General features: G+C 69.3%; 21 protein-coding genes, 1 other RNA gene and 1 pseudogene. 11 read left to right on the top strand and 12 right to left on the bottom strand.

Annotation, left to right across the window (positions count from 1 at the left end):
- The first annotated feature begins 76 nt into the window (after nt 1-76).
- Entirely contained in the window at nt 77-2,977 is a 2,901-nt protein-coding gene (locus N4P33_RS06640) for a DUF1156 domain-containing protein (RefSeq protein WP_260825326.1), read from the top strand.
- Entirely contained in the window at nt 2,977-6,390 is a 3,414-nt protein-coding gene (locus N4P33_RS06645) for a Swt1 family HEPN domain-containing protein (protein WP_260825327.1), read from the top strand. The genes N4P33_RS06640 and N4P33_RS06645 overlap by 1 nt, the downstream gene beginning before the upstream one ends.
- A 96-nt stretch (nt 6,391-6,486) precedes the next feature.
- Here N4P33_RS06645 and N4P33_RS06650 read toward each other — a convergent pair whose 3' ends face one another.
- Complete coding sequence (locus tag N4P33_RS06650) at nt 6,487-6,675, bottom strand: DUF397 domain-containing protein (protein WP_260825329.1); 189 nt, start codon at nt 6,673-6,675, stop codon at nt 6,487-6,489.
- Nucleotides 6,672-7,544 carry a helix-turn-helix transcriptional regulator gene (locus tag N4P33_RS06655; protein WP_260825331.1) on the bottom strand — a complete coding sequence of 291 codons (873 nt, stop codon included), beginning with the start codon at nt 7,542-7,544 and terminating at the stop codon, nt 6,672-6,674. The genes N4P33_RS06650 and N4P33_RS06655 overlap by 4 nt, the downstream gene beginning before the upstream one ends.
- Before the next feature lie 167 nt (nt 7,545-7,711).
- On the opposite strand from N4P33_RS06655, the gene N4P33_RS06660 reads away from it, so the two are divergent.
- The 3 genes from N4P33_RS06660 (at nt 7,712) to N4P33_RS06670 (ending at nt 9,226) form a co-directional block, all read left to right on the top strand.
- Nucleotides 7,712-8,146: an ATP-binding protein gene (locus tag N4P33_RS06660; protein ID WP_260825333.1), complete on the top strand. Its 435-nt coding sequence runs from the start codon at nt 7,712-7,714 to the stop codon at nt 8,144-8,146.
- 251 nt (nt 8,147-8,397) lie between these two features.
- Complete coding sequence (locus N4P33_RS06665) at nt 8,398-9,087, top strand: hypothetical protein (RefSeq protein ID WP_260825334.1); 690 nt, start codon at nt 8,398-8,400, stop codon at nt 9,085-9,087.
- Complete coding sequence (locus N4P33_RS06670; protein WP_260825336.1) at nt 9,080-9,226, top strand: hypothetical protein; 147 nt, start codon at nt 9,080-9,082, stop codon at nt 9,224-9,226. Before N4P33_RS06665 ends, N4P33_RS06670 begins: the two co-directional genes overlap by 8 nt.
- An 877-nt stretch (nt 9,227-10,103) precedes the next feature.
- Here N4P33_RS06670 and N4P33_RS06675 read toward each other — a convergent pair.
- The 7 genes from N4P33_RS06675 to rnpB all read right to left on the bottom strand — a co-directional run bounded on the left by N4P33_RS06675 (nt 10,104) and on the right by rnpB (nt 17,042).
- Nucleotides 10,104-10,589, bottom strand: a complete 486-nt coding sequence (locus N4P33_RS06675) for a hypothetical protein (RefSeq protein WP_260825338.1) — start codon at nt 10,587-10,589, stop codon at nt 10,104-10,106.
- Complete coding sequence (locus N4P33_RS06680; RefSeq protein WP_260825339.1) at nt 10,586-10,915, bottom strand: plasmid mobilization protein; 330 nt, start codon at nt 10,913-10,915, stop codon at nt 10,586-10,588. Before N4P33_RS06680 ends, N4P33_RS06675 begins: the two co-directional genes overlap by 4 nt.
- 113 nt (nt 10,916-11,028) lie before the next feature.
- Nucleotides 11,029-11,373: a hypothetical protein gene (locus tag N4P33_RS06685; RefSeq protein ID WP_260825340.1), complete on the bottom strand. Its 345-nt coding sequence runs from the start codon at nt 11,371-11,373 to the stop codon at nt 11,029-11,031.
- 95 nt (nt 11,374-11,468) lie between these two features.
- Nucleotides 11,469-13,892 (bottom strand): AAA family ATPase, encoded by a 2,424-nt coding sequence (locus N4P33_RS06690; RefSeq protein ID WP_260825342.1) that lies wholly within the window; start codon nt 13,890-13,892, stop codon nt 11,469-11,471.
- A 221-nt stretch (nt 13,893-14,113) separates the two neighbouring features.
- Entirely contained in the window at nt 14,114-15,787 is a 1,674-nt protein-coding gene (locus tag N4P33_RS06695) for a DUF262 domain-containing protein (protein ID WP_260825343.1), read from the bottom strand.
- Between the two features lie 149 nt (nt 15,788-15,936).
- A complete protein-coding gene (locus N4P33_RS06700; protein WP_260825344.1) occupies nt 15,937-16,611 on the bottom strand; it encodes a DUF429 domain-containing protein in 675 nt (224 codons plus the stop codon).
- A gap of 29 nt (nt 16,612-16,640) precedes the next feature.
- Nucleotides 16,641-17,042, bottom strand: an RNA gene (gene rnpB, locus N4P33_RS06705) — RNase P RNA component class A.
- A 167-nt stretch (nt 17,043-17,209) separates the two neighbouring features.
- Between rnpB and N4P33_RS06710 the strand changes: the two genes are divergently transcribed.
- From N4P33_RS06710 to N4P33_RS06730, 5 genes are all read left to right on the top strand, one after another.
- Nucleotides 17,210-18,817, top strand: coding sequence for a cation acetate symporter (locus N4P33_RS06710; RefSeq protein ID WP_260825346.1), 1,608 nt, complete (start codon nt 17,210-17,212; stop codon nt 18,815-18,817).
- 145 nt (nt 18,818-18,962) lie between these two features.
- Entirely contained in the window at nt 18,963-19,742 is a 780-nt protein-coding gene (locus tag N4P33_RS06715) for a MerR family transcriptional regulator (protein WP_260825349.1), read from the top strand.
- The gene (locus N4P33_RS06720) at nt 19,739-20,338 is read left to right on the top strand and encodes a hypothetical protein (RefSeq protein WP_260825350.1); all 600 of its coding nucleotides are present in this window, start codon (nt 19,739-19,741) and stop codon (nt 20,336-20,338) included. The genes N4P33_RS06715 and N4P33_RS06720 overlap by 4 nt, the downstream gene beginning before the upstream one ends.
- A gap of 57 nt (nt 20,339-20,395) precedes the next feature.
- Entirely contained in the window at nt 20,396-21,178 is a 783-nt protein-coding gene (yaaA, locus tag N4P33_RS06725; protein WP_260825351.1) for a peroxide stress protein YaaA, read from the top strand.
- Nucleotides 21,179-21,244: 66 nt separating this feature from the next.
- Entirely contained in the window at nt 21,245-21,895 is a 651-nt protein-coding gene (locus N4P33_RS06730; RefSeq protein WP_260825352.1) for a bifunctional 4-hydroxy-2-oxoglutarate aldolase/2-dehydro-3-deoxy-phosphogluconate aldolase, read from the top strand.
- Here the strand turns inward: N4P33_RS06730 and N4P33_RS06735 are convergent.
- Genes N4P33_RS06735 through N4P33_RS06745 form a run of 3 tightly spaced genes read right to left on the bottom strand, consistent with a single transcriptional unit; the run spans nt 21,870 to nt 24,849 of the window.
- Nucleotides 21,870-23,228: a bifunctional RNase H/acid phosphatase gene (locus tag N4P33_RS06735; protein ID WP_260825353.1), complete on the bottom strand. Its 1,359-nt coding sequence runs from the start codon at nt 23,226-23,228 to the stop codon at nt 21,870-21,872. The genes N4P33_RS06730 and N4P33_RS06735 overlap by 26 nt on opposite strands.
- Before the next feature lie 23 nt (nt 23,229-23,251).
- Entirely contained in the window at nt 23,252-23,995 is a 744-nt protein-coding gene (locus tag N4P33_RS06740; protein ID WP_313904463.1) for a C4-type zinc ribbon domain-containing protein, read from the bottom strand.
- Nucleotides 23,992-24,849 (bottom strand): Nif3-like dinuclear metal center hexameric protein, encoded by an 858-nt coding sequence (locus N4P33_RS06745; protein ID WP_260825355.1) that lies wholly within the window; start codon nt 24,847-24,849, stop codon nt 23,992-23,994. Before N4P33_RS06745 ends, N4P33_RS06740 begins: the two co-directional genes overlap by 4 nt.
- A gap of 198 nt (nt 24,850-25,047) precedes the next feature.
- On the opposite strand from N4P33_RS06745, the pseudogene N4P33_RS06750 reads away from it, so the two are divergent.
- Nucleotides 25,048-25,457 (top strand): annotated as a pseudogene (locus N4P33_RS06750) (hypothetical protein); the annotation flags it as partial.

The raw sequence follows: 25,457 nt of genomic DNA on the forward strand, positions 1-25,457 counted from the left end.
AAAGATCCACACGCTTTCATCCGCTCGAACGCCACCCGAGGCACGGTTCGAGCGCTGCGGTATCTAGATTGAGCAGGTGAACATCGCAGTGCAGCCCGGAACACCGTCAGGCTCTGTCCCCCGACGCAAACTCATCGAGGTCTCCCTCCCGCTGGAGGACATCAACGCCGAGTCCGCTCGCGAGAAGTCGATCCGCTATGGGCACCCCTCCACGCTGCACCTATGGTGGGCTCGCCGGCCGCTGGCGGCGGCACGGGCGGTGCTGTTCGCCCAGCTCGTTGATGACCCTTCTTCGCATCCCGAGTTGTTCCCCACGGAGGAGGAACAGAAGGCGGAGCGCGAACGCCTGCACGGGATCATCCGGCGGCTGGTGGTCTGGGAGAACGTCAACGACGAGGGTCTGTACCGGGAAGCCCGCGAGGAGATCCTCAAAAGCACAGAAGGGAACCCGCCAGCAATCCTTGACCCGTTCGCTGGCGGAGGAACGATCCCGTTGGAAGCACAGCGCCTGGGCCTGGAAGCCCACGCCAGCGACCTCAACCCGGTGCCCGTGCTGATCAACAAGGCCCTAATCGAGATCCCGCCGAAGTTCGCGGGACAGCCGCCCGTCTTCCCGGGAGCTGCGGAGAGTCGTTTGGGGCCTTGGCCGCGTGCCACAGGTCTGGCGGAGGACGTGCGCCGCTACGGCGCGTGGATGCGCGAACGGGCGCAGGAGCGAATCGGGCACCTTTATCCCAAGGCGCAGGTGCCTGTGCTGGGACCTGATGGCGAGCCCACGGGGCGGACCACTGAAGCCACCGTCATCGCTTGGATCTGGGCCCGAACGGTGATCTGCCCGAACCCAGCGTGCGGTATCCAAATGCCCCTGGTGCGTTCTTGGTGGCTGGGTAAGAAGAAGGGCAAGGAAGCGTACGTTGTCCCAACGGTAGTAGCCGATGCGGCAGCGGCCGGTGGTCGGCGCGTCGAATTCTCGATCGGTCATGACCCGAACCGGGCCCCGACGAAGGCAAACGATGGCACGATGTCCGGCCAAAAGGGTGGAACGTGCATTGCCTGCCAGACGTACATCAGCGCTGGTGAGGCGCATCGCCAGCATGATGTGCCAAATGTTCAGAAGCCTGCACCCGTCCTCATCGCCGTCGCTACTGCGGCAAATAATCGACGCATCTATCTGCCGCCATCGAAGATCCACACCGCCGCTACAAGGGAAGCACAAGCAAATGCCACCGCTATCCGGCAGAGTGATACGGGACTCAATGCGCAATCGCGAGGCACCTTCGGCGGTAACGCCCAAGGCCGCCGGTGGGGATTTTTCACCTTCTCCGACTACTTCACAGACCGTCAACTAGTCGCGCTCACGACGCTCAGCGACCTAATCTCCGAAGCGCGCGAAAAGGTACTCCATGACGCCATCGCGAGGGGCAACCTCACTCACGGTGATACCTTGGCTACTCACGGAAAGGATGCCGAGGCATACGCAGACGCCGTAGCGACATACCTCGGAATGGCTGCGAGCCGCTTGTCGGACTACAGCGGAACGACCGCCACCTGGATGCCTGATCCGAAGAACGAAGGAATCCGAAACACTTTCGCCCGCCAAGCTATCCCAATGACGTGGGACTTTGCCGAGGTGAACCCGTTTAGCGAGTCTTCAGGCAATCTTGGATTCATGCTCCGCGGCATTGCTCGCGTGCTTGACGAACTCCCCGCACGCGGCGCAGGGTATGTGAATCAAGCCGACGCCGCCAGTCGCGATTATTCGAATCTTCTAATTGCGACAGACCCGCCATACTACGACAATATTGGATACTCGGATCTCTCCGACTACTTCTACGTGTGGCTGCGCCGTTCCCTGCGCGATATCTACCCGGAGATCTTCAGCACGATGCTCGTCCCTAAATCGGAGGAGCTCGTCGCAAACCCATACCGACACGGCAGCAAGACAAAGGCGGAGAAGTTTTTCGAAGATGGATTCGAAAACGTCTTTGCGCGCGCACGGAAGACGGCTTCATCAATTTACCCAATCACGGTATTCTACGCCTTCAAGCAGGCCGAGCTAGAGAAGGAAGGAATCGCTTCTACAGGCTGGTCCACCTTCCTGGAGGGAATGGTCCGCAATGGCTGGACCATTACTGCGACATGGCCCGTTCGCTCGGAGCGTGGCGGCCGAATGATCTCTGTGGGTACAAACGCTCTCGCCTCTTCCATCGTGTTGGCTCTCCGCCCCCGCGAGGCAAGCGCCCCTGCGACAGACCGCACTGGGTTCCTGGCTACGCTGCATACCGAGCTGGAGGAGGCTCTGCCGCGTATCCGTGAGGGCGCGATCGCCCCGGCGGACCTGCGCCAGACAATCCTGGGCCCGGGAATGGCAGTGTTCTCTCGCTTCTCGCGCGTGCTGGAGGACGACGGTTCCACGATGTCCGTGAAGACCGCGCTGGCGCTGATCAACCAGACGTTCGACGCGTTGCAGAACGAGCACGACGCCGAACTGGACGCCGACACCCGTTTCTGCCTGGACTGGTTCCGTTCCTACGGCTGGGACACCCGCCCCTACGGTGACGCCGAGTCGCTGGCTGTGCCTCTGGGCCTCTCTGTGGACGGCATCGCCCGCGGCGGAATCCTGACCTCGGGCGGCGGGAAGGTCGCCCTCATCAAGCCGCTGGATTTGGCCCCCCGGTGGGACCCGGCCCACGTTGACCGGCTGTCCCTCTGGGAGGTCACCTGCCATTTGGCGCGCGCGTACGCTACCCAGGGACGCGAGGAGGCCGCCAGGCTCATGGCCGGAGTGAAGGGGAAGGTGGACCTGGACGAGGTCAACCGCCTGGCCACCCGCCTGTATGAGTTGATGGAGTCTCAGGACGCCTCCACAGCAGGCCTGTTCAATGGGCTCGGAGGGGCGTGGGCCGATGTTTCCGCTACATCGACCACGATCCGCCCGGCCGCTGTGGCCGAGACGCTCTTCGGGGAGGAGATCTGATGGCGCTGACAAACAACGAGAAGGTACTGCGCGGACTCGACCAGCTACTCGAGGGGATGCGTCCCTGGGTCGACATGCGTATGTCCGCGCAGGCGCCATCCGGCAAGGACTGGGTCGAGCTGATCGCCGCAGAGGATGAGGCGAAGTTCGGTACAGCGAAGACCTACTCGCGGGACGACGTGCGGTTCCTCCTGCGCGTGGTCACCGAGAGGTGGAAGGTCTTCGAGAAGGACCTCTCGCGCCCGCAGTCCGCGTTGGCCTCCGAGCTGCGGGAGACGGCGAACGCAGCGCACCACGGACAGAAGTTCTCCTCGGACGACACCTACCGCGCGCTGGACACGATCGAGCGTCTGCTGACGGTGATCGGTGCCGCCGACGAAGCCGATGCGGTGGCGAAGATGCGCATGGAGCACCAGCGGGAGGTGTTCGAGAAGCAGACTCGCAACCGGCTGACACGTGAAGCGCAGGCGGTCAAGGTGGCCGGTATGCAGGCTGGTACTGCGATCAAGCCGTGGCGTGAGGTCATCCGGCCGCACGCCGACGTGATCCGCGGGCAGTTCTCCGCCGCAGAGTTCGCCGCTGACCTGTACGCGGTGGCCCATGGCCACACTGCGGCGCCGGAGTACCTGAACCCGGCTGAGTTCTTCTCCCGTACCTACCTCACCAGCGGCCTGTCCGATCTGCTGACTCGTGCGCTCAAGCGCCTCTCCGGCGACGCCGGTGCAAGCCCGGTGATAAACCTCCAGACCCAGTTCGGTGGCGGCAAGACGCACTCGATGCTGGCGCTGTACCACCTGTTCTCCAACGGCCTGACCACAAACGCGCTGCCTCAGGCTGTCCAGGACGTCGTACATGCCTCCCTGCCCACGGCCGAAGGCGATCCGCTGAAGTCTCTGGACGTGAAGCGGGTCACCTTGGTGGGCACGAAGCTCTCCCCGAGCCAGCCGATCGTCAAGGACGACGGCACGCAGGTGCGCACCCTCTGGGGGGAGCTGGCCTGGCAGCTCGGAGATCGCGAGGCGTTCGACCGCGTCGCGATGGCTGATGCGACCGGCACCGATCCAGGCGATGCGCTGGACGCTGTCGTACGCGACGTCGTCGCCGGGGGCAAGAGCGTGCTGATCCTGATCGACGAGTGGGTGGCCTACGCCCGCCAGCTCGTTGGCCGCGACGACCTGCCTGGCGGAACGTTCGCAACGCAGCACACCTTCGCTCAGCACCTGACCGAGATGGCCAAGTCCATCCCCGGCGTCATGCTCGTGGTCTCCATTCCCGCCTCCGACTCCCTGGACAACGGAGGCGGCGGCTCGGCGCTGGAGGTGGGCGGTCCCAACGGGCACGTCGCTCTTGAGACCCTCCAACACACCATCGGCCGGAACGCCGATGACTGGCGGCCGGCCAACAACATCGAGTCCTTCGAGATCGTGCGGCGGCGCCTGTTCGAAGAACCCGACGCCGTGGCCCTGGCAGACATCGCCGCGGTGGCCAAGCAGTACGTGAAGTACTACCAGGAGAACACTGGGTTCTTCCCTCGCGAGACGACCACCGGCGCGTACGAGCAGCGCATCCGAGCGGCCTACCCGATCCACCCCGAGCTGTTCGACCGACTCTACGAGGACTGGTCGACGCTGCCGAAGTTCCAGCGCACGCGCGGCGTGCTGCGTCTGATGAGCGTGGTCATCAACTCACTGTGGGCCGCCAATGACACCGCACCGCTCATTACCCCTGGCGCTGTGCCCGTCCACGACACTCAGGTATTCAGCGAGATCACCAAGTATCTGGATGACAACTGGAAGCCGGTGGTGGACAAGGACGTCGACGGTGAGGGATCCACCCCCATTCAGATTGACCGCGAGCGCCCGTCGTTCGGGCAGCGAGCCCTTACCAGGCGTGTCGCCCGGTCGGTGTTCATCGCGACCGTCCCGACACTGCGCTCGGCACACAAGGGCGTGGACATCCAGCAACTCCGCCTGGGCACCGCGGTTCCCGGCGACGTCATCAACCACATCGGTGACGCGCGTGCCCTGCTGGGTCAGCGTGCCACGTACTTCTACGAGGACGGCGACCGCTCCTGGTACGACCTGGCTGCTTCGGTGTCCCGTGTGGCCGCCGACCGTGCGGCCGGCTACAGCGAGGCCGACGTGCACGCCACGATCGTCGAGCGCCTCAAGGCCACGGCGAAGGCATCCAAGGCTTCCTTCGGTGACGTGTATGCCGCGCCTCTGGACACCGGGGACATCCCCGATTCCGAGGTGCTCAAGCTCGTCGTCCTGCACCCGAAGTTCACCTGGGGCAAGGACGCCTCCGCCGCCACGGTTTTCGCCGAGCGTCTCCTGCGGGAGGCAGGCGCTGGGCAGCGGCAGCGCCGCAACATGCTGGTCATGGTCGCCGCCGATCGCGACACCTACCCAGAACTCGACGGAGTGGTGCGGGAGTACCGGGCCTGGAAGTCCATCGCGGACGAGGCCGAAGAGCTCGAACTGAGCGCCCAGCAGCGCAAGCAGTCCGTCACCCGCGCACGCCAGTTGGACGCTGCCGTCGACGACCGTGTCCGCGCGGCCTTCACCGCAGCGCTGATCCCGACCGAGTTGCCCGGCCACAAGCCGACCATCTCCTTCACTCGTGTCGCCAAGGACGGTGGTTCCCTCGCCGATCGTGTCACCGCGGCGCTCAAGGCCAAGGGCTGGATCACCCCGGTGCTCGGGGCCACGCTCGTGCGCATGGCTCTGGAAGGCCCGCTGGCAAACGCCTGGGCCAAGGGGCATGTGAGGTTCGGCGACCTGTGGTCCTGGTACACGCAATACCCCTACCTCAAGCGCCTGCCCAACCGGCATGTGCTCGAGCAGGCAGTACTCGGTGCTGCCGACGTCCTGCTCTGGCAGCAGGACGCCTTCGCCCTCGCCGACGGCTACGACGCGACCACCGACGAGTACCAGAACCTCTGGATCCACGGCGACAAGCCTGATCCCAGCTTCGTCACCGACGACACGCTCCTCGTCCAGCCAGCCCGAGCCGTCGCCCAGCGCGCACGGGTTGTGGCCACCCCGCCGATCGAACCGGTCAGCCCTGAGGACGGCAGCAAGAGCGATGAAGGCGGCAGCCCAACGCCCACTCCCGGTGCTGTCACGCCTACCCCGGGCGCCGGCTCTCAGCCTTCGCCTCCGCCCGCAAAGAAGGTCACGCGCAGGTTCTGGGGTGTCAAGACCCTCAATCCCAACCGCCCCGCTGCCGACTTCGCCAATATCCAGCAGGAGGTCCTGGCGCACCTCGAAGCCGCCGATGGCGTCACGCTCGAAGTCCGTATCGAGATCACCGCAAGCACTCCCGACGGGTTCACCGAACAGCAGGTGCGTACCGTCCGCGAGAACGCCGCCCAGCTGAAGTTCGAGGACACGGGTTTCGAAGAGAGCTGAGTCAGTCCGACGATCGGCGTATGCATCATTGAGGGGAGGCTCAGGGCTTCCCCTCAATGAGTGAAGTGCGGGGGCGACGTCATCACCGCGTACCTCTCACGCTTCGGTCGCGAACTCCACGAATCGCGACCACTCCCCACGCCCGACGGCCAAGTGGGGGCGCATCACATCCTTGGAGTCCCGTACGCACACGGCCTGTTCGGTCACGGCGACCTCAATGCAGTCGTCACCCTGACTGCCGCTGTAGCTGGACTTGAACCACGCCAGTTCCGGCCTCGTGCTCATAGCTCTCCTCGGAGTCGCTTCAGCAGGCCCCGCGAGTCCTTGGCGTTCAGGGCCTGCGAGCGCAGTGTGTCATAGCGCTGGCAGAGGAGGCTTACCTCTTTCACGTCGGAGATCAGACGACCGTTCTGCTGTCCCTCGGAGTACGCGTATCGCTGTCCCCTGGGAGTTTCCAGAAGCCGCACGGGACCATCCAGGCAGGCGTGCAATCCGGCTTCCAACGGCACGACTTGCAGCGTCACGTTCCGCGGTGCACTCAGCTCCAGCACACGGTCGAGCATCTCGCGCATCTGGTCCGGCTCCCCGAACCGGCGTCGGAAGACGTGCTCTTCGACGATGAAACTGAACGGCGTCGTCGGGCGCTCGAACAGCATCCGCTGCCGCTCCATCCGCCGGGCCATGAAGTCCTCCAGCAGGCTGTCCGGCGCCACTGGAACGGTTCCCTCGAACACCGCCCGCGCATACCCCTCCGACTGCAACAACCCCGGCACCAGCCGGCACTCGTACGTGCACAGGCTCACCGCCACCCGCTCCAGCCGAGCCCACTGCCGGAACCACGCCGCGAGTCCGACATCCCCACGTCCCCGTGTCACGTACTTGGACGACTTCCGCAGTGCGCCCGTGTTGCCCAGTGCCTCTTCGGAGCGCTCCACCAGCGCCAGGTCGGGCATACGACGCCCCAACTCCACGGACTCCACCGTGTGCTTGGAGAAGCGCACCAGGTCTGCGAACTCGGTTCTGCTGTACCCCGCGTGCTCGCGCAGCGCCTGCAGGACCGCCCCGAAGGTCCGCAGACTGTCCGAGGGATCGGGCTCCCGGTCCGCCTCGCCTCCCGGCACATCCTCGTCGTCCACCACGACGCCGTCGGTCATCCGCAGCCACCTCCGGTTCCTACCCGCGCTGTTCGCCGTACCGCATCCGACGACACCCAGCGTGACGCATGAACCGTCGTACCGTCCACGGAATGTGCTCGTACGCTGACTCAGCGTACGGACTGCGCCCCTGGAACGCGCCCACGCGGACCCGTCACCGTGGACCCATGAGCGCAACCGCACCCCAACTCCCCGCCGCCGTACATACGTTCACCCAGCTCCTGTCGTCTACCCGCCGCGGAGCTCGGCTCGGCCGCCTCCTCGCCGCCGAGCAGCTCCGCGCGTGGCAGGTGTCACGCGGCGTCACCGAGCACGCCGAGCAGATCGTGGCCGAACTCGCCGCCAACTCCGCCCTGCACGGCCGCGTCAACAGCCGCGACTTCCGGCTCACCCTCACCCTCGACTCCACGGCCGGCCTGCTCCGTATCGCCGTCACCGACGCCCGGGGCGAGCGCATCCCGTCGCCGCCCGCGGAATGCGGAACGTCTCTGGACGCCGAGTCCGGCCGCGGCCTCCTCCTGGTGGCCGCCCTGGCCGACCGCTGGGGCGTCGAGCCGTATTCACCCGGCGGCAAGACGGTCTGGGCCGAGTGCGCCCTGTGAGACCCCCGACCCGAACACGTGCAGCGAGCGGATCTGACCTCGACGGCTGGCGCGCGCTTCACCCGGTGCGCGGCAGGCAGCTGAGCACCACCCTCCCCCAACGCCGATGTGTTCAGGCCCCTGCCCGGGTGAGCCGCCGACGTCGTGGCAACGGCTCCCAGCCTGGACAGGTAGGAACTGCCGGGAAAACATCCCAGAACCGGCAGCCTGAGTGGGAGACTTGGGGCCTAACGGCCTAAGGAGCTCAAGGCATGGCAATAGGTGCCCATGACGGACCGGTTCCGGAAGCAGAGGTACGTGGGCAGCGAGTCCTCGACCTCCTGGACAAGGCAATCGACAGCCAGAGCCTGCTGGTGCGCAAGAACATCGCCCGGGCCCGCCAGCGGAACCCGGAGGCGACACCCGCAGAGGTGATCCGCAATCTGGAGCGGATGTACGTCAGCGCCTTGACCGGGACGGGTGCTGCGGTGGGAGGAGCTGCAGCGGCGCCCGGCGTCGGTACGGGAGTCGCACTGGCGCTGTCGGCAGGCGAGGCTCTGTCGTCTCTTGAGCTGAGTGCCCTCTTCGCGCTTTCGCTCGCCGAAGTCCACGGTGTCCCCATCGACGAGATCGAGCGCCGCCGAACGATCGTGATGGGAATCATGCTCGGCGGGACCGGCTCCACCACCATCACCAAGGTCGCCGAGCGGACGGGGCAGCACTGGGGACGTCAGGTTGTCGCCAAGGTACCGGTCGAGACGTTGCGTCAGATCAACAAGATCTTGGGGAAGAACTTCGTCACGAAGTACGGGACCAAGCAGGGGATCATCGTCTTCGGGCGAGTGGCACCGTTCGGTATCGGCGCTGTGATCGGTGGTGGCGCCAACGCTGCCATGGCCACTCTGGCTGTGAGGGCCGGTCGTCGTGCGTTTGGCCCACCCCCGGCGTCGTGGCATGGCTGACGCGCAGCACGCTGCCGACGTCTGGGACCTCGCGTGGCTGTCCTTGGGCGCACTGAAGAGCGTCGAGGAACTCGTCGCAGCCACCGAAGTCGGCTACGGCAGCTACGACGAGTCACCACAGAACGTCCCGTTCGAGTAGCCGACGAGCTGCTGGTCGAGACCGGCAGGACACAGCAGGGGATACGGGAGACATCTGCACAACCAAGGGGGCGTATGTGGGCGACGGAAGATTCAGCCGCACGTGCTTGAGGTGCCGCCGCTTCATCACGGTCGACCAGGACGGCCGCGTGGTCGCCCATGACAGGCCGCTGAGTCGTTTACCCTGCCATGCCTCCGGTCAGCTGGCCACACTCGTGTCGGTCGAGTGGGGGCCCGGACCTCAACACAGCGGGCGGATTTCGGGGGGCGGCAAAGGACACAGGCGTAAGCGGCGGAGGGAGGCCGAATACCTCAAGCCGCCTCAGTGGATACCGAGTTATCGGGGTGAGCACCTGCCGACGATCGGCTTGCCCGCCCATGGGTGGTTCAGTGTGTGGCTCCCGGCTCACACGATGTGGGAGCACGAGCGGAAGCTCTCCGGCTGGGTCGGAAGCGATCGATCGTTCCGATGGGACGGCCGCGAGCAGTGCTGGACGATCGCCAGCGCCCACTTTCCCCGCGTAAGCCGGGAACTGCTCCGCAGGCACCCGAGTGTCCTCATCGGCCGTGAGTACAATCCGCACGAAAGGTGCAACTCGTCCTGCCAGAACGCGCAGGGCTTTCTGTGCACCTGCTCGTGCCGTGCCAAGAACCACGGCCGTGGCAAATGGCGAAGCGGGTGGAGGACTCTCGGCCAGTTCAGCGGTCGACGCGCAGGGAGGCCGTGGCACTGGATGGCCGTGACCGTCGCCGGCTGATCGCCCCGGCGCTCTCTCGCGGAAAAGCCTGCGAAGGGCCGAGCCCGCGCCCCGCTCCTGCCGACAGCTCGTCACCGCCTGCGCGGCCATCTGGACGCGGCGGAACGTGACTCCAGGTCGTCAGACAGCGACCACGTGCACGTCCGTCGGCGCGAGGACCGCCAGGTAGGCATGGATGTCCCCAGGGTCGGAGGTGAAGATCACCGCGCTGCCGTGCCGGGCCGCTGCCAGGGCCACCCAGGCGTCCACCGCGTCCGGCCTCTTCTTCGCCGGCAGGGCCGCCCGGCCCAGAGCGGTGCCGATGCGCCGCCAGTCGGCGAGGTCCGGGCCCGTCGTGCAGGCCAGGCACTCTGGACGGCCCGCCCTCGTCTCCCGCATGGGCGGCTCGGACGTACGGGCCTGTGGGACCGTGCAGTCCCTCAGCACACCGGACAGGGCATGCACCAGTGACGGTTGAGGGCGCCACACCTGGGCGAGAACCGGGCCGAGGACCAGTGCGCGATGGGGGACCGTGCGCAGTCCCTCGTGGAGAGCCACCGCCTTCGCCTTGCGGTCGGCGAGTGCGATGAGCATGCCCGTGTCGTAGACCGGCACCCGTGCGCTCACGCGGCGTGTCCCGGACGTCGGCCTTGCCGGTCCCGGCCGTGGACGAGACCCAGAGCCTCCTCGACCTCGCGGCGTTCCTGCTCCGTCAGTGCCTCGGCAGGTTCCGGGGCGGGTTCGGCGGGCAGCGCGTCCGCCGCCTGCTCCGCCCGGGCGATGAGCGCGTCCACCTCGGCGAACTGGTCCTCTATGGCATCGCTCTCGGCCATCTGGCGCGTGGCGGCGTGCACCAGGTACGCCGAGACGTCCATGCCCGCCCGTTCCGCATGCTGCCTGATGCGTTCGGCCTGGTCCTGCTCCAAGCTGATGGTGATGCGTGCCTTTGCCACAAGGGCATCGTAATACGCGTATGACGGCAGAGCGAGTGCAGGGCGTTCCGCCCCCGTCCATCAGTGCCGGCCGTCCGCCCCGCACAGCAGTCCTGAGGTGTGACGGCGATCCGTCACTGCGTCCGGGCCACCACCAATGCTCCGATCACCCGCTCCACGTCGTCCCGCCACGCGCGCAACTCCACCTGCGTCGGGGCCAGTTCGTATCCGTGATAGTGGCAGGCCCGGCTGAGACCGGCCCAAGTCACCGACCAGCGGCGGGCCGTGTCGGGGTCGGCGTAGTACTCCAGGCACAGGGCCTGGGCGTGCGGCGCGCAGTGCGCCAGCTGCGGCTTGCGGGCCTGCCAGTAGCGGCGCAGGGCCTCTTCGAGGGCGTGGGGCAGCAGGAGTGCCACCGCGCGCGGCCAGACGCCGGTGGTGGAGGCGGTGGCCGTGCCGAGCAACCGGTCCGCGCCCACGAGCAGTTCCTCCGGGGTCGAGGTGGGCGGTTGAAGAGCCGTGGCGTTTCGGTGCGGGCGCGGGGACGGAACGGGTGCCGCCGGACGGATCGTGGTCACAGGGCCCGCACCGCCTTCGCCAGATCCGCTGTACGGCGGATGATCTCCTCCACGTCGTCGACGGGCACGGGTTCATGGGCGCCCTTGTTGCACCACCGGATGTGGTCGGTGGCCTGGGAACCGTAGGCCCGAGAGAGGGCGGTCATGGCCTCGCCCACTCGGTCCGCTTCGCCGTAGAGGGCGAGGGAAGCCAGTTCGGTGAGCTTGTGGGCCTTGGCCACGCGCTGCTCGATCTCGGCGTGTGGCAGACCCGCGCCGAGGAGTCTGCGTCGTGCCGGTTCGAGGAGGGCGGCCTCCAGTGCCGTGCGGCAGAGGCCGGGCAGGACGCGCGCGACGACATCTCCGGGCAGGTCGCGGGTCTTCGCGAGCGCCTTCGCGTCGTGCAGGGCCTGCTTGACGGGGTCGTCGCCGGAGCGGACGCGTACGGCGGAGCGCTCACGGCGGTCGACGGTGAGGACGGTCGCGGGCAACCGCAGGTACTTCAGGGCCTGCGGCAGTCGGGTGTCGTGCGTGAAGACGACGACCTGGCGGTGTTCGGCGAGGAGGGCGAGGACGCGGGCGAGGCCGTCCACCTTGGCGGGGTCCATGGACTGCACCGGGTCGTCGATGACGAGGAACCGGAAGGGGTTCTCCGGCAGGAAGGTGCGCGGGAGGAAGAGGGACAGGGCGAGGGAGTGCAGTTCTCCCTGGCTCATCACGCCGAGCGCGGGGGCGTCGATGTCGTCGACGGTCACGTCGAGGGCGACCTTGCGCTGGGTTGCGGAGCCGCTCAGGCGGACCGGACCGAGGGCGACGTTGCTCTGCTGGCGCAGGTGGGACCAGATGCGCTGGGCGTCCTCGGCGATGGGCCGCATCCGCTCGGCGCGGATTTCGTCGTGGGTGGCCTTGAGCCACTTCTGTGCTGCCTTGACGCGGGCCAGGCGCGGGGCCGCCCGCTCGGCGGCGTGGGCCTTGTCGAGCCAGGCGGCGAGCGCCCGCGCGGCCTCGCGCCAGGTGTCGTCCTGGTCGGCGAGGCGTTTGGCGGCCTCCTGGCGGGTGACACGTGCGGCGTCGGCCGCGGTGCGTGCGGCGTTCTCGGCATTGGATGCCAGCACGGCCGGATCGGAGAAGGTGCGGCACCGCAACCAGTCGTCCCATGCGGCGGCGATCGTCGGCGGCAGCCAGTCGGGGGGCGGGGCGGCCAGGTCGCGGACGGCCTGCGCGGCCGCGTCGAGTTCCCTGCGGACGGTGAGGGCCTGTTCGGCCTCGGCGCGCAGTCGGCGTTCCTGCTCGGCGGCGTCCCGTGCCCACTCCTCGTCGAGGCGGGCCGTGCCGCCGCACACCGGGCAGGTGTCGAGGGCGGGGTGGGCCCGGTGGTGGCGAAGCGCGCGGGCGAGGAGTTCGGCGCGGCTCAGCGCGTCCTCGGCGGACGTGCCCCGCAGGTCCTCGGCGGAGGCGATGGCTTCGCGCAGCCGGAGCACGGCCGCGGCCACCGCCTCGGTGTCGGGGCCGGTCAGGGTGGAGCGGCGACGCAGGTCGAACAGGAGTGACTCGTCCGCCGTGCCAGTGCCGACGGCCAGTTCAGCAGCCCGCGCGAGGTCCGGGCGCCGCCCGCTGAGTGCGGTGTGAGCGGCCCGGGCGCGGGGGTCGTCGGTGGTGTCCAGCAGAGCGAACAGGGCGGGGAGTTCGGCCTTGGCCGCCTTGGCGGGTGCCTCGTACTCGCGAGCCAGCTCACGCAACCGCTTGTCGGCGGCGGCGAGTTGCTCCAGGCCGAGGATGGAGGCTACGGCGTCGTACATCTCGCTGGGCTTGCCGCCGATGACCTGGCCGAGTTCGGAGTAGGACAGGAAGGGGCGATACGTCGCCAGGTCCTCCTGCCAGCCGAGGTCCGGGAGGGGAACGGGGGCGTGGCCGGGCCGGTCGAGTTCGGCGGTGGAGTCGGCGACGTCGTCCCCGTGCCAGGTCCGCAGCACGGTGGCGGGCTCTGGATCTCCGTCGATGCGCAACTCCACGGCGACCTGCGGTTCCTGGCCGTGGTGGAGGTTGCGCCAGCTCTTGCGCCAGATGTCGCTGCGGCCGCGCCACCGGGCGTTGTCGCCGGTCAGCGCGATCTCGACGGCTTCCGCGAAGCTCGACTTGCCGGAGCCGTTGCGGCCGGTGACCAGAGTGAGTCCCGGACCGGGGGTGAGGGGGAGGCGTGCGGTGCGGCCGATGCCGCGGAAGCCGCTGACCGTGACTGACTGCAGGTAGGCGCCCGGCATCCGGCCGCGCGCGCCGCCGTCGTCCTGGAGTGCGGTGAGCAGGAGGGCTCGGGTGTCCTCGTCGAGGTCCGAGCCGGCGAGTCGCTCGGCGATGAGATGGGCGAGGGTGCCGGCGGTCGGCTCCTGGGCGGGCGGCCCTGCGAGAGACGGGTCCGGGGCGGGATCGGCGGATACGGGCATGACGGGACTCCCGTGGAGGCGACAACTGCGAGGCGAGCGAGGGGTCGGACAGGCCGGTGGCGACTGAACGACAAGGGGCACACGGGAGCAAGCGTGGTAACGCGGGCCGTGAGCCGTAAGTTGTGGACGACCATAGCCCACACAGACCCAATAATGGAACTTCTTGGAACTTCATGGAGGTCCTTGGGCTCAAGGTCGGGGCGTGCCCCCGGCCCCGACCCTCACAGACGCCACTCCTCGAAGAGCACGCCCAGCAGCTCCTCCTGCCTGGCCTTCAGCACCTCGGGAGTCCACTCCGTGTGCTGGAGCACCTGGCTGGTCAGCGCGAAGGGAACCACTCCCCCACGGCCGGTGAAGTACTTGGCCTTCTTGGCGGCGAAGTCGTAGTTCTGGGCCGCCGAGTTCTTGGCGCGGTTCAGCAGCACCAGGTTTCCCAGGCGGTGCGTCCACTGGGCACGCTGGTCCTCGTCGAAGAGCTCCACCCACCGCGAGCCGGCCTTCGGGTTCTGCGGCAGGACGTGTTCGACGGTGATGAGCGGGTGGTCGTACGTCACCCCCTGCCCGCGGGCCAGCAGCTCGTCGAGCCGGAGAAGTACGTACTTGCGGATCCTGCCGACGAGGTAGAGGTCACCGTCGAGCCTGGCCCGGGTCTCCGCCTTCTCGTCGTCCTTCAGCTCGAGAGCCGGGGAGTCGAGGCCCTGCCCTTCGTCGAGTTGCCGCAGCAGCTCGGCATAGCGGGTGACGCGAGGAGTCGTGTAGACGCGGCGGATGAACATGCTGGCCGACAACCGCTCCAAGGCCCGCATGAACGAGTCGAGCCACGCCGGATCGTTTTCGTGGTGGCGCAGCGCCCAGAGGGCGGCGGGCCGCCAGTCGTAGTTGTCGATCTGCTGGAGTCGCCTGAACCAGGAGTTGACCGCTTCCGCTCCCGAAGCGGATTCGTAGCGCGCCTCGCGGATCTGGGCGTAGGCCTCGGCATACGGCCGCACCACGTCGTGGACGAAGGCCTCGGCCCTGCCGGGGACGTAGTGGCTGAGCACCTGCTCCGGGAACTCCTTGAGCAGTTCCTGTTCCGCCCGCTTCTTGGCGAAGATCATCCGCAGGTGGAGAAAGAGTTCCGCGAAGTCGTCACGCCCCAGCATCTCCTCGGCATCCTCCCATGTGATGGCGCACGCCTCGGAGGCCTCTGGGCCGAGATCACCGATGATCCGGGACTTGAAGATGTCGGTGGGCGACAGGTCGAGGCCCCGGGAGTTCATGACGCTGAAGATCCGGTGGGCACTGTCGAGGTCGGGAGTGCTGACGACGACCAAGAACGTCCGCTCGGCGAGCATCTGGGCCAGCTCCAGCCGGCGCTCCTCGGGCAGCGCAGTGAGGCTGCCGTGCAGCGCTGTCGCGTTGCGGAGAACGGCCTTCTGCGCGTCCGTCCGCAGGGTGTCCTCCTTGAGCGCGAGCAGGGTGTCCACCGCGCCCTTCGTCTGCACGTACTTCTCGAAGAAGTCCGCGTCGCGGCTCCGCAGGGTGAGCCGCGGCCTCGGGGCGAGCCCACGGATCTTGGCACCCGGCTCCATCACCAGCCGGTCGAGGTCGCCGCGCAGGTCCGCGTCCTCGGTGAGGTCGCGCAGGACCGAGAGGAGGATGGTCAGGGTGGTGAGGCGCTGCTGGCCGTCGATGACCTCCGCCTTCGGGGCTGCGCTGTCCTTGACGAGCACGATGGAACCAAGGAAGTACGGTTCGTCCGTTCCGCGATCCAGGGCCTCCTGAAGGTCCATCAGCAGCTGGGATGCCTGCTCCTCCTGCCAGGCGTAGGGGCGCTGGTAGTCGGGGATCTGGAAGTCGTAGTCGCTGCTGAACACCTTGTGCAGGGGCATCTCATGCGCCTCGAGCTTTTGCATGTCCCCGATAATGGCGGAAAGTTGGAGCTCTACGGCCCAACTGGCTCAAGTTCCCGTCGCTCAGCGGTGGTTACAGTTCGTCCCCCTCCAAACCGCCGAGCGTGCGGACCGTCACTGACACTCCTGCGGGGACGCCTTGCGCCGAGCCGTCAGTACCGGATCTCGATGACGCGCCCCTCCGCGTCCACCTCGGGAGCCTCGGGAATCCGGTCCGCGACGCCCAGCGCGATCCGGTGTGCCGACCACGCGGCGGCGCACGCGTCGAGAACGTCGTCCACAGGCACGCGGTCCGCCTCGCCGAGTTCGTCCGGAAGCACGATCCCGGCCGCGGCGAGCAGGGAACGGCGGGTGTGCTGACCCCGCCAGGTCTTCTTGGCGTGGTCCAGCGGCACCCCACCGGCGAGTGCCCAGAACGACACTTCCGGGTGCACCTCGTGGATCCGTTCGTCGGCGAGCCAGCACGCCCGGGCCTCGATGAGCTTCGGTGCCAGTGCCCACGCCTGCCAGCTCAGACGCTGACCGGTGAGCTCCTGGCAACGGTCACCGGCCGCCACATAGTCCGTCTCCAGCCATGCAGGCCGGGGTGCCACGAGGAAGACACTGCTGCGCCTCGCCCGCAGAAGCAGCTTCGCTTCGAGATCCGCGGCCCGCCAGCCCTTCTCGACGAGGCCCAGCGGCATGTCCACCGCGATCGCCTGCACGCTTGGGGCGCGCTCGATCAACGTGTCGAGCCGGGCATCGACGATGCTGCCCGCGTACTCACCGTCGGCGAGTCTGATGCCTGCCCATCCCAGCTTCCAGGCATCGATTCCCAGGACGTCCATCTCGGTCCCCCGCCGCTCAAAGCGAAGGGCAGACGAGTCGGGCTGTACGCCGGGTTCTGTTCCGGTGGGTCCTCGCGGGCCCGCCGGCGACGGCCATCCATCTAGGACCGACGTTGCCGTCGGTCTCGTGCGGTCTACCCGCGGACTCGGGCGGGCAGCCCTCGAGCGTCCGCGCAGAAACACCGGGGTGTTTCCTTTTGACCTTGCTCCGGGTGGGGTTTACCTAGCTGCCCAGGTCACCCTGGGCACTGGTGGTCTCTTACACCACCGTTTCACCCTTACCGAGGACCGAGGTCCCCGGCGGTCTGTTTTCTGTGGCACTGTCCCGCGGGTCACCCCGGGTGGCCGTTAGCCACCACCCTGCCCTGTGGAGCCCGGACGTTCCTCGGGGAGATCCACAAGAACCTCCACGCGGCCGTCCGCCCGGCTCGTCTGCCGTGCCGACCATGGTACGTGAGACCGGTGTGCCCGCTGCACAATCCGCGGCGTGCGCGACTGTGCGTGCGCATACGAGAGCGGTCCGCGGCTGTACGGCGGGGGCGGCGGGTGATGGCGTACGGGCTATGCCTGGACCGGACCGCCCCGCCAAGGGGGCACGATGAGCGACTTCTTCGACGGGGAGGCGCTGGCCGCCGTCGTCTTTCTCGCGTTCGTGGCCGTCTCGTTGCTGCTGTGCGGGCTCGCCGCGGCCGACGAGGACGACCCCGAGCACTTCTACGCGGGCGGCGCGGCGCTCGGGCCGGTCGGCGGCGGGCTCGCCATCGCCGGGGACTACGTGTCGGCGGCGACCCTGATCAGTACCACCGGCGCGGTCGCGCTCAACGGTGCCGACGGCATTCTGTTCGCCTGCGCCAGTGTCGCCTCGCTGGCCCTGGTGATGGTGGTGCTGGCCCGGCCGCTGCGGCACAAGGGGGTGTACACACTGGGCGACTTTCTCACCGTACGCCTGGCCGATCCCTCCGTCCGGCGGGCCCTCGGTGTCGCCACGCTGGTGGTTCTCGTTCCGCTCCTCGTCGTCCAGCTGACCGCCGCCGGGCAGATCATGGTCTCGATGTTCGGGCTGCCCGAGGAGCTGCTGAGCGCCTGCACGATCGGGTGCGGGGCCATGATGATCTGCTACTCGGCGCTGGGCGGGATGCGAGGCACCGGGTACATCCAGATCCTGAAGACGGTCATCCTGGTGGGTGTGGTCGTGGTGGTCGCCGGCGTGGTGCTCAGCCGGTTCGGCTTCTCGCCCTTGTCGTTGTTCTCCGCGGCGCGCGACGGCAGCGGGCAGGGTGGTGCGTACGCCGTGCCGGGACTGCAGTTCGGCGACGATCTCGCCGGGCGGCTGAGTCTGGTGGGCTTTCTGATCACGCTCGTGCTGGGGCCCGCGTTCATGCCCCACATCACCATGCGGCTGCATCCCATGGGTCCTGACTCCGCGCGGCGGGCCACGGCGTGGGCCGTGAGCCCGGTGGCGATCGTCTGCGGCTGTGTGGTCGTGATCGGGCTCGGCGCGGCGGCGCTGGTGGGCGGCGCGGCGCTGCGCGCCTCAGATCCGCTGGGGAACTCGTCGCTGCTGGTGATCACCTCGGCGCTGGATCCGCAGCCGGGCGGGCCCCGGCACAGCATGCTCTTCGCGATGGTGGCGATCGCGGTGTTCGTGACGACGCTGTCGACGGTCGCCGGCATCACCCTGGCCGCCGCGTCGTCGCTGGCGCGTGACTTCACCGAGCGGCGGCGCGACGGCAGCCGCCGGTCCGCCAAGCGGGAGGTGCGGTTCGCCCGGTGGGCGGTGGGTGCGGTCGGGGTCCTCGCGGTGATCGTGGCCACGCAGGCGTACGGGCGCAATCCGCAGGCCCTGATGATCTTCTCGTTCACGGCGGCGGCGTCCGTGCTGCCGCCGGTCCTGCTGGGCGCCGTGTACGGCCGCGGCATCACCGCGAACGGGGTGCGGTGGGCGGTGTACGGCACCCTGCCGGTCGTCACCCTGCTCCTCGCGTACTCCCCCGCCACCTCCGGCAGCCCCATCGCCCTCTTCCCCGACGTGGACTTCCACTGGTTCCCGATGAACTCCCCCGCCCTGATCACCGTCCCCCTGGGCTTTCTGCTGGCCCGGCTGGGCTCCCGCGCTCAGAGGAAGCCGGCGGTGTCCAGCTCGAACCCGAACGGCTCCGGGAGCGCGAGCGGCTTGCCGAGCGGACGCGTGCAGAGCTGGCGGTAGTCGTCCTTCTCGCAGTCGCTCGCTGTCGCTCGTCGTCGCTCGTCAGGCTGGAGCACCAATGTCCTGCTTGCCGTGACGTGCAGGTGCCGTTCGCTCGATCGAGTGCGCTTGACCCTGCCGCAGCGGCAACGTTTCTACTGGGGGCATGCGGATCGGAGAGATCGCCTCCGTTGTGGGCGTGACCACGCGGGCTGTGCGGCATTACCACCATCTGGGGCTGTTGCCCGAGCCGGAGCGGCAGGGGAACGGGTATCGGGATTACTCCCTGCGGCATGCCGTCGTGCTCGCGCGGATTCGGCGGCTGACCGAGTTGGGGCTGGGGCTCGCCGAGGTGCGGGACGTGCTCGCGGACGACGCCGGGAAGGATCTCGTCGAGGTGCTGACGGAGCTGGACGAGGATCTGGCCCGGCAGGAGGCGGCGATCCGGGAGCGGCGGGCGCGGCTGCGGGCGCTGCTGGAGTCGGAGGGCGGGGTGAGTGCGGAGGGGCCCGTCTCGGCCGAGCTCGCCGCGCTGTTCCGGGGCATGGGTGACCGCATGGGTGACCTCGCCGACTCGCCCATGGCCGTCAAGGACCGGGAGATGCTCGCGTTCATCGAGGCCACGGCGCCCGAGGAGGAGCGGGAGCGGCTGCTGGGGATGCTGACCGATGCCCTGGGTGCGCCGGGGGCCCTGGAGCGGGCGGCGTCCGCGTACGCGCTGCTCGACGATCTCGCCGACGCCGACCCGGACGACCCGCGGGTCGAGGAGGCGGCGCGGGCGCTGGCCGCGTGCGTGCCCGCGGACATGGTGCCGGAGGACACGGACGTCCACGAGGGCGACCACGGCGGTTTTCTGCGGGCCTTCTACGCCGACTTCGCGCCCGCCCAGGCGGAGGCGATCCGGCGGACCATGCGGATCGTTCAGGAACGGGAGGGGCGGGGATGAGGGCCCTGCGGGTGGGGTGGCTGCTCGTGCGGCACGAGGTGCGGTTGCTGCACAGCCTCGTGCTCTGGGCCGCGCGGCGGACCCACGGCACCGCGGGCGGGACGGCCTTCGGGTACGCGCGCGGGCAGGGCCCGATGATGTTCGGCTTCGCGTTCGTGTGCGTGATCGAGACGGTCGCGATGTCCGTCCTGCTGCGGGACTGGCCGGTCGTGGAGCGGGCGGTGCTCGTGCTGGATGTGTACGGCGTCGTCATCGTCGTCGGGATGCATGCCGCGTCCGTGGTCCGGCCGCATGTGCTGTACGACGACGGCTCGCTGCGGATCCGTAACGCCGGTCATGTGGATGTGCGGGTGCCGCTGGAGCTCGTCGCGTCGGTGCGCCGAGAGCTGCGGACCACGCACGAGAAGGCCGACGGCGAGCTGAACCTGCCGATCGGCGCCCAGACCTCCGTCACGGTCGAGCTCACCGAGCCCGTCACCCACGTCACCTTCCTCGGCCGTCGCCAGCCCGTGCGCGTCCTGCGCTTCCACGCCGACGACGCCACCGGCCTCGTACGCGCCCTCGCGCGGGAGCAGGAGCGCGGCGCCGCCGCCTGAGCCGGGGCCCGTACCGGCGCCGTACCCTGTCCCGGAGCTCTATCCGAAGGAGTACGTGTGCTTGTCCTGCTGCCGCCGTCCGAAGGCAAGGCCGCTTCCGGCCGCGGTGCCCCGCTGAAGCTCGAGTCGCTGTCGCTGCCGGGGCTGAACGACGCCCGGGAGGCCGTCCTCACCGAGCTGGTGGACCTGTGCGCCGGTGACGAGGACAAGGCGCGGGACGTGCTGGGACTGAGTGAGGGGCTGCGGGCCGAGGTCGCGAAGAACGCCGGGCTGCGTACCGCCGGCGCCCGGCCCGCCGGGGAGATCTACACCGGGGTGCTGTACGACGCCCTCGACCTGGCCACGCTCGACGCGGCCGCGAAGCGGCGGGCGGGCCGGCAACTGCTGGTGTTCTCCGGGTTGTGGGGTGCCGTCCGGGTCACCGACCGGATTCCCTCCTACCGCTGCTCGATGGGCGTCAAGCTGCCGGGGCTCGGGGCGCTGGGCGCGCACTGGCGTACGCCGATGGCCTCCGTGCTGCCCGAGGCGGCCGGGAACGGTCTGGTGCTGGATCTGCGGTCGTCCGCGTACGCGGCGGCGTGGAAGCCGAAGGGCGAGGTGGCGGCCAGGACGGCGACCGTACGGGTGCTGCACGCGCCGACCCGGAAGGTGGTCAGCCATTTCAACAAGGCGACCAAGGGGCGGATCGTACGGAGCCTGCTCACGGCCGGGGCCGCGCCGAAGGGGCCGGCGGAGCTGGTGACGGCGCTGCGGGACCTCGGGTACGTGGTGGAGGCGGAGGCTCCGGGGCGGGCCGGGGCGGCCTGGACGCTGGATGTGCTGGTGGACGAGGTTCACTGAGCCCGAGCGTTGCATGCAGCGCAACGCTCTTTGCGCAGAATGCGTCGGCGGGGGCAGGATGACGCCATGACCTCGACGCCCCTGCCTGCCTCCGTGCTGGATCTCGCCCCCGTCGTGCCCGTCGTCGTGATCGAGGACGCCGCCGATGCCGTGCCGCTGGCGCGGGCGCTGGTGGCCGGTGGGCTGCCCGCGATCGAGGTGACGCTGCGGACGCCGGCCGCGCTCGACGCGGTGGGGGCGATCGCCGGTGAGGTGCCGGACGCGGTGGTCGGGGCAGGGACGGTGATCACGCCGGGGCAGGTGACCGAGGCGGTGGACGCCGGGGCGCGGTTCCTGGTGAGCCCGGGCTGGACGGAGTTGCTGCTGGAGGCGATGCGGGCTTCGGGGGTTCCCTTCCTGCCCGGGGTGTCCACCACCTCCGAAGTCGTGGCGCTGCTCGAGCGCGGGGTGCGGGAGATGAAGTTCTTCCCGGCGCAGGCGGCGGGCGGCACGGCGTATCTGAAGTCGCTGGCCGGGCCGCTGCCGCAGGCGCGCTTCTGCCCGACCGGCGGGATCGGGCCGGACTCCGCGCCGGAGTATCTGGCGCTGCCCAACGTCGGTTGTGTCGGCGGGAGTTGGATGCTGCCCGCGGATGCCGTGGCCGGCCGGGACTGGGCGCGGATCGAGCGGCTGGCGCGCGAGGCGGCGGGGCTCAGCGCAGGTGCGAGGTGTCGTTGAACAGCCGCACGCTGGCGTTGCCGTCGGCGTAGTACGCGACCGCCGAGAGGGACGCCGCCGAGAGTTCCATCCGGAACAGGGCCTCGGGCGGGGCGCCCAGGGCGAGGCGGACGAAGGTCTTGATCGGCGTGACGTGGCTGACGAGCAGGACGGTACGGCCCGCGTACGCCGCGACCAGCTTGTCCCGGGTGGCGGCGATCCGGGTGGCGGTGGCCGCGAAGCTCTCGCCGCCGCCGGTGGGTTCGGCGTCCGGGGAGGACAGCCAGGCGTTCAGGTCGTCGGGGTAGCGCTCGCGGACCTCGGCGAAGGTGAGGCCCTCCCAGGCGCCGAAGTCGGTCTCGCGCAGGCCCTCGTCGACGGTGACGTCCAGGCCGAGGCGGGCGGCGACGATGGCGGCGGTCTCGCGGGTACGGGCGAGGGGTGAGGCGACGATCGCCTGGACGGTGCCGCGGCGGGCGAGTGCGGCGGCGACCTTCTCGGCCTGCTCCCGGCCGATGTCGGAGAGGGAGGGATCACTGCCGCCGCTGCCCGAGAACCGCTTCTGCGGGGTGAGCGGCGTCTCCCCGTGCCGCAGCAGGACGAAGGTGGCCGGCGGCCCCATGTCGGCGGGCCCCCACCCGACCGTCGGCGAGGCGACGGCCTGCGCGGCACGGACGTCGGCGTCGGCTTTACCGGCTCCGCCGCCCAGGCCCTCCGCCGCTCCGCGGCGGACTGAAGAAGAGCCGGAGGAAGAGGAAGCGGAGGACGAAGGGGCGGCAGAAGGCTCGGCGGAAGAAGAAGAGGAGGCGGCAGAAGGCTCGGCGGAAGAAGAGGAGGCGGCAGGACGCTCGGCGGGAGAAAAGCGAGCGGCAAGAGGCTCGGCGGAGGAAGAGGGAGCGGCAGCAGGCCCTGCAGACGGACCAACCTCCCGGTGGATCACCGTCCCCAGTTCCGCCCCGTCCATCGCCTCGTTGGCCAAGCGGTCCGCCCGCTTGTTCTGCTCGCGCGGGATCCACTCCCAGCTCACCCGGTCCGGCGGGAAGACACCCCTCGCCTCAGCCGCCAGCGGCTTCATGTCGGGGTGCTTGATCTTCCAGCGGCCCGACATCTGCTCGATGACCAGCTTGGAGTCCATACGGACATGGACGACCGCCTCGGGGTCCAGCGCCCGCGCGGCGCGCAGACCGGCCAGCAGGCCCCGGTACTCGGCGACGTTGTTCGTGGCGACGCCGAGGTACTCGGCGGTCTCCACGAGCGTCTCCCCCGTCGCCGCGTCGACGACGACCGCCCCGTAGCCCGCGGGCCCGGGGTTGCCCCGCGACCCGCCGTCCGCCTCGACGATGAACTCCCGCACCGGTGAACGCTCCTACAGGCCGACTACAGCCCCGACTCGGCCGTACGCACCAGGATGCGGCGGCAGTTCTCGCAGCGCACCACCGTGTCCGGCGCCGCCTGGCGGATCTCGTTCAGCTCGGTGATGGCGAGCTCCTGGCGGCAGCCCTGGCAGGTACGGGCGTACAGCTTGGCGGCACCGACGCCGCCCTGCTGCTCGCGCAGCTTCTCGTACAGCTTGAGCAGGTCCGCGGGGACGGAGCCGGCGACGACCTCGCGCTCCTTGCCGACCGAGGCGGCCTCGCCGTCGATCTCCTCCAGCGCCGCGTCCCGGCGTGCGGTCGCGTCGTCGATCTTCGACTGGACGGAGGCGACCCGCTCGGTCAGTTCCGCGACCCGCTCCTGCGCGGACTCGCGGCGCTCCATCACCTCCAGGACGATGTCCTCCAGGTCGCCCTGCCGCTTGGCGAGGGAGGCGATCTCGTGCTGGAGGTTCTCCAGGTCCTTGGGCGAGGAGACGGCACCGGAGTCGAGGCGCTTCTGGTCGCGGGCGGCGCGCTGGCGCACCTGGTCCACGTCCTGTTCGGCCTTGGTCTGCTCGCGGGCGCAGTCGCTCTCCTCGGTCTGCGCGGCGACGAGCAGGTCGCGCAGCTGGGTGAGGTCCCGGTTCAGCGACTCGATCTCGGCGTGCTCGGGCAGCGACCTGCGCTTGTGGGCGAGCTGCTGGAGGCGGACGTCGAGGTCCTGGACGTCGAGAAGTCGGATCTGGTCGGCGGGCGCGGCGTTCAGTTGGGGGCTCCAGATGTGTCAGTGGTGGTGGCGGACGCCGCGTGGGCGGTCCAGGGGTCGGTGACCGTGCGGGATACGTGGACCCTCAGGTCCCACCCCCGGCGGTCGGAGATCTCGTCGAGCTGGGCTGCGGCCAGCTCGCACCAGGGCCACTCGGTGGCCCAGTGCGCCGCGTCGAGCAGCGCGAGGGGACTGTGGGCCACGGCCTCGGAGGCCGGGTGGTGGCGCAGATCCGCGGTGAGGAAGGCGTCCACACCGGCGGCGCGTACGGCGTCGAAGAGGCTGTCGCCGGAGCCGCCGCTCACCGCGACCGTCCGGACGACCGCCTCCGGGTCACCGGCGACGCGGATGCCCTGCGCGGTGGCGGGCAGTCGCTCGGCGGCGCGGGCGGCGAGTTCGCGGACGGTGAGGGGGTGGTCCAGTTCACAGATCCTGCCCAGGCCCCGGCGGCCGTCGGGGTCGCTCGGGTCGGGCACCAGGGGGCGCATGACGCGCAGGTCGAGCGCGCCGGCCAGCGCGTCGCTGACGCCGGGGTCGGCGGTGTCGGCGTTGGTGTGGGCGACGTGCAGCGCGATGTCGTTCTTGATCAGCGTGTGCACCACGCGGCCCTTGAAGTGGGACGCCGCGACGGTGGTCGTGCCGCGCAGATAGAGCGGGTGGTGGGTCACCAGCAGGTCCGCGTCCAGCTTGACCGCCTCGTCGACGATCTCCTGGACCGGGTCGACGGCGAACAGGACCCGGGTGACCTCCTGGTCGGGGTCGCCCACGACGGTGCCGACCGCGTCCCAGGACTCGGCCCGCTCGGCGGGCCACAGGTTCTCCAGCGCGGCGATGACTTCTGACAGACGGGGCACGGGAGCAAGGCTACCTGCCTGTTTGCCGCCGGAGTACCGGCGCGGGCCCATCGCACGGCACCCGTCCGCGGCCAGCACATCCACCTCCCTTTCCTCAGGCGAATCGTTCCTGGAACACCCTTATGTGTGAAGCGGGGGTCGGCGAATCCCCCGTCTGTGCGTGCGAAAACTACGGTCGTCGCCGGAGGTGACCGAACGATGACGGCCTGTGCGATCGAGCCTTCGACGGGACACGAGGACGGGGCGGCCCCACCCGGCTGCGCCATCACCGCGGACGGCGCCTACGCGGCACGCCTCGCCCTCGCCGGTGACTCCCTCTACCCCGAGCGCTGGACCCTGGACGGTCCGGAGCCGTACGCGGTGCCGCTGCCCGGCAACCAGCCCGAGGAGCCCGGCACCGAGGTGCAGCCGATGGGCGACGGCCGGGTCCTGGTGCACCGGCTGGTGGACGGACGGCACGCCTTCTCCCTGCTGTATCCGACCGGCCCGGGCACCGGGGAGCTGCCGCTCGGCGCCGTCGAGTGCCCCGAGGACGGCACCCGGCTGTCGCTGCTGCCGCCCGCGCCGTGCGGGCAGCGGGCGTACGCGGTGGCCGTGGGCGCGCGGTC

The sequence above is a fragment of the Streptomyces sp. 15-116A genome (assembly GCF_025290915.1).
GTDB lineage: Bacteria > Actinomycetota > Actinomycetes > Streptomycetales > Streptomycetaceae > Streptomyces.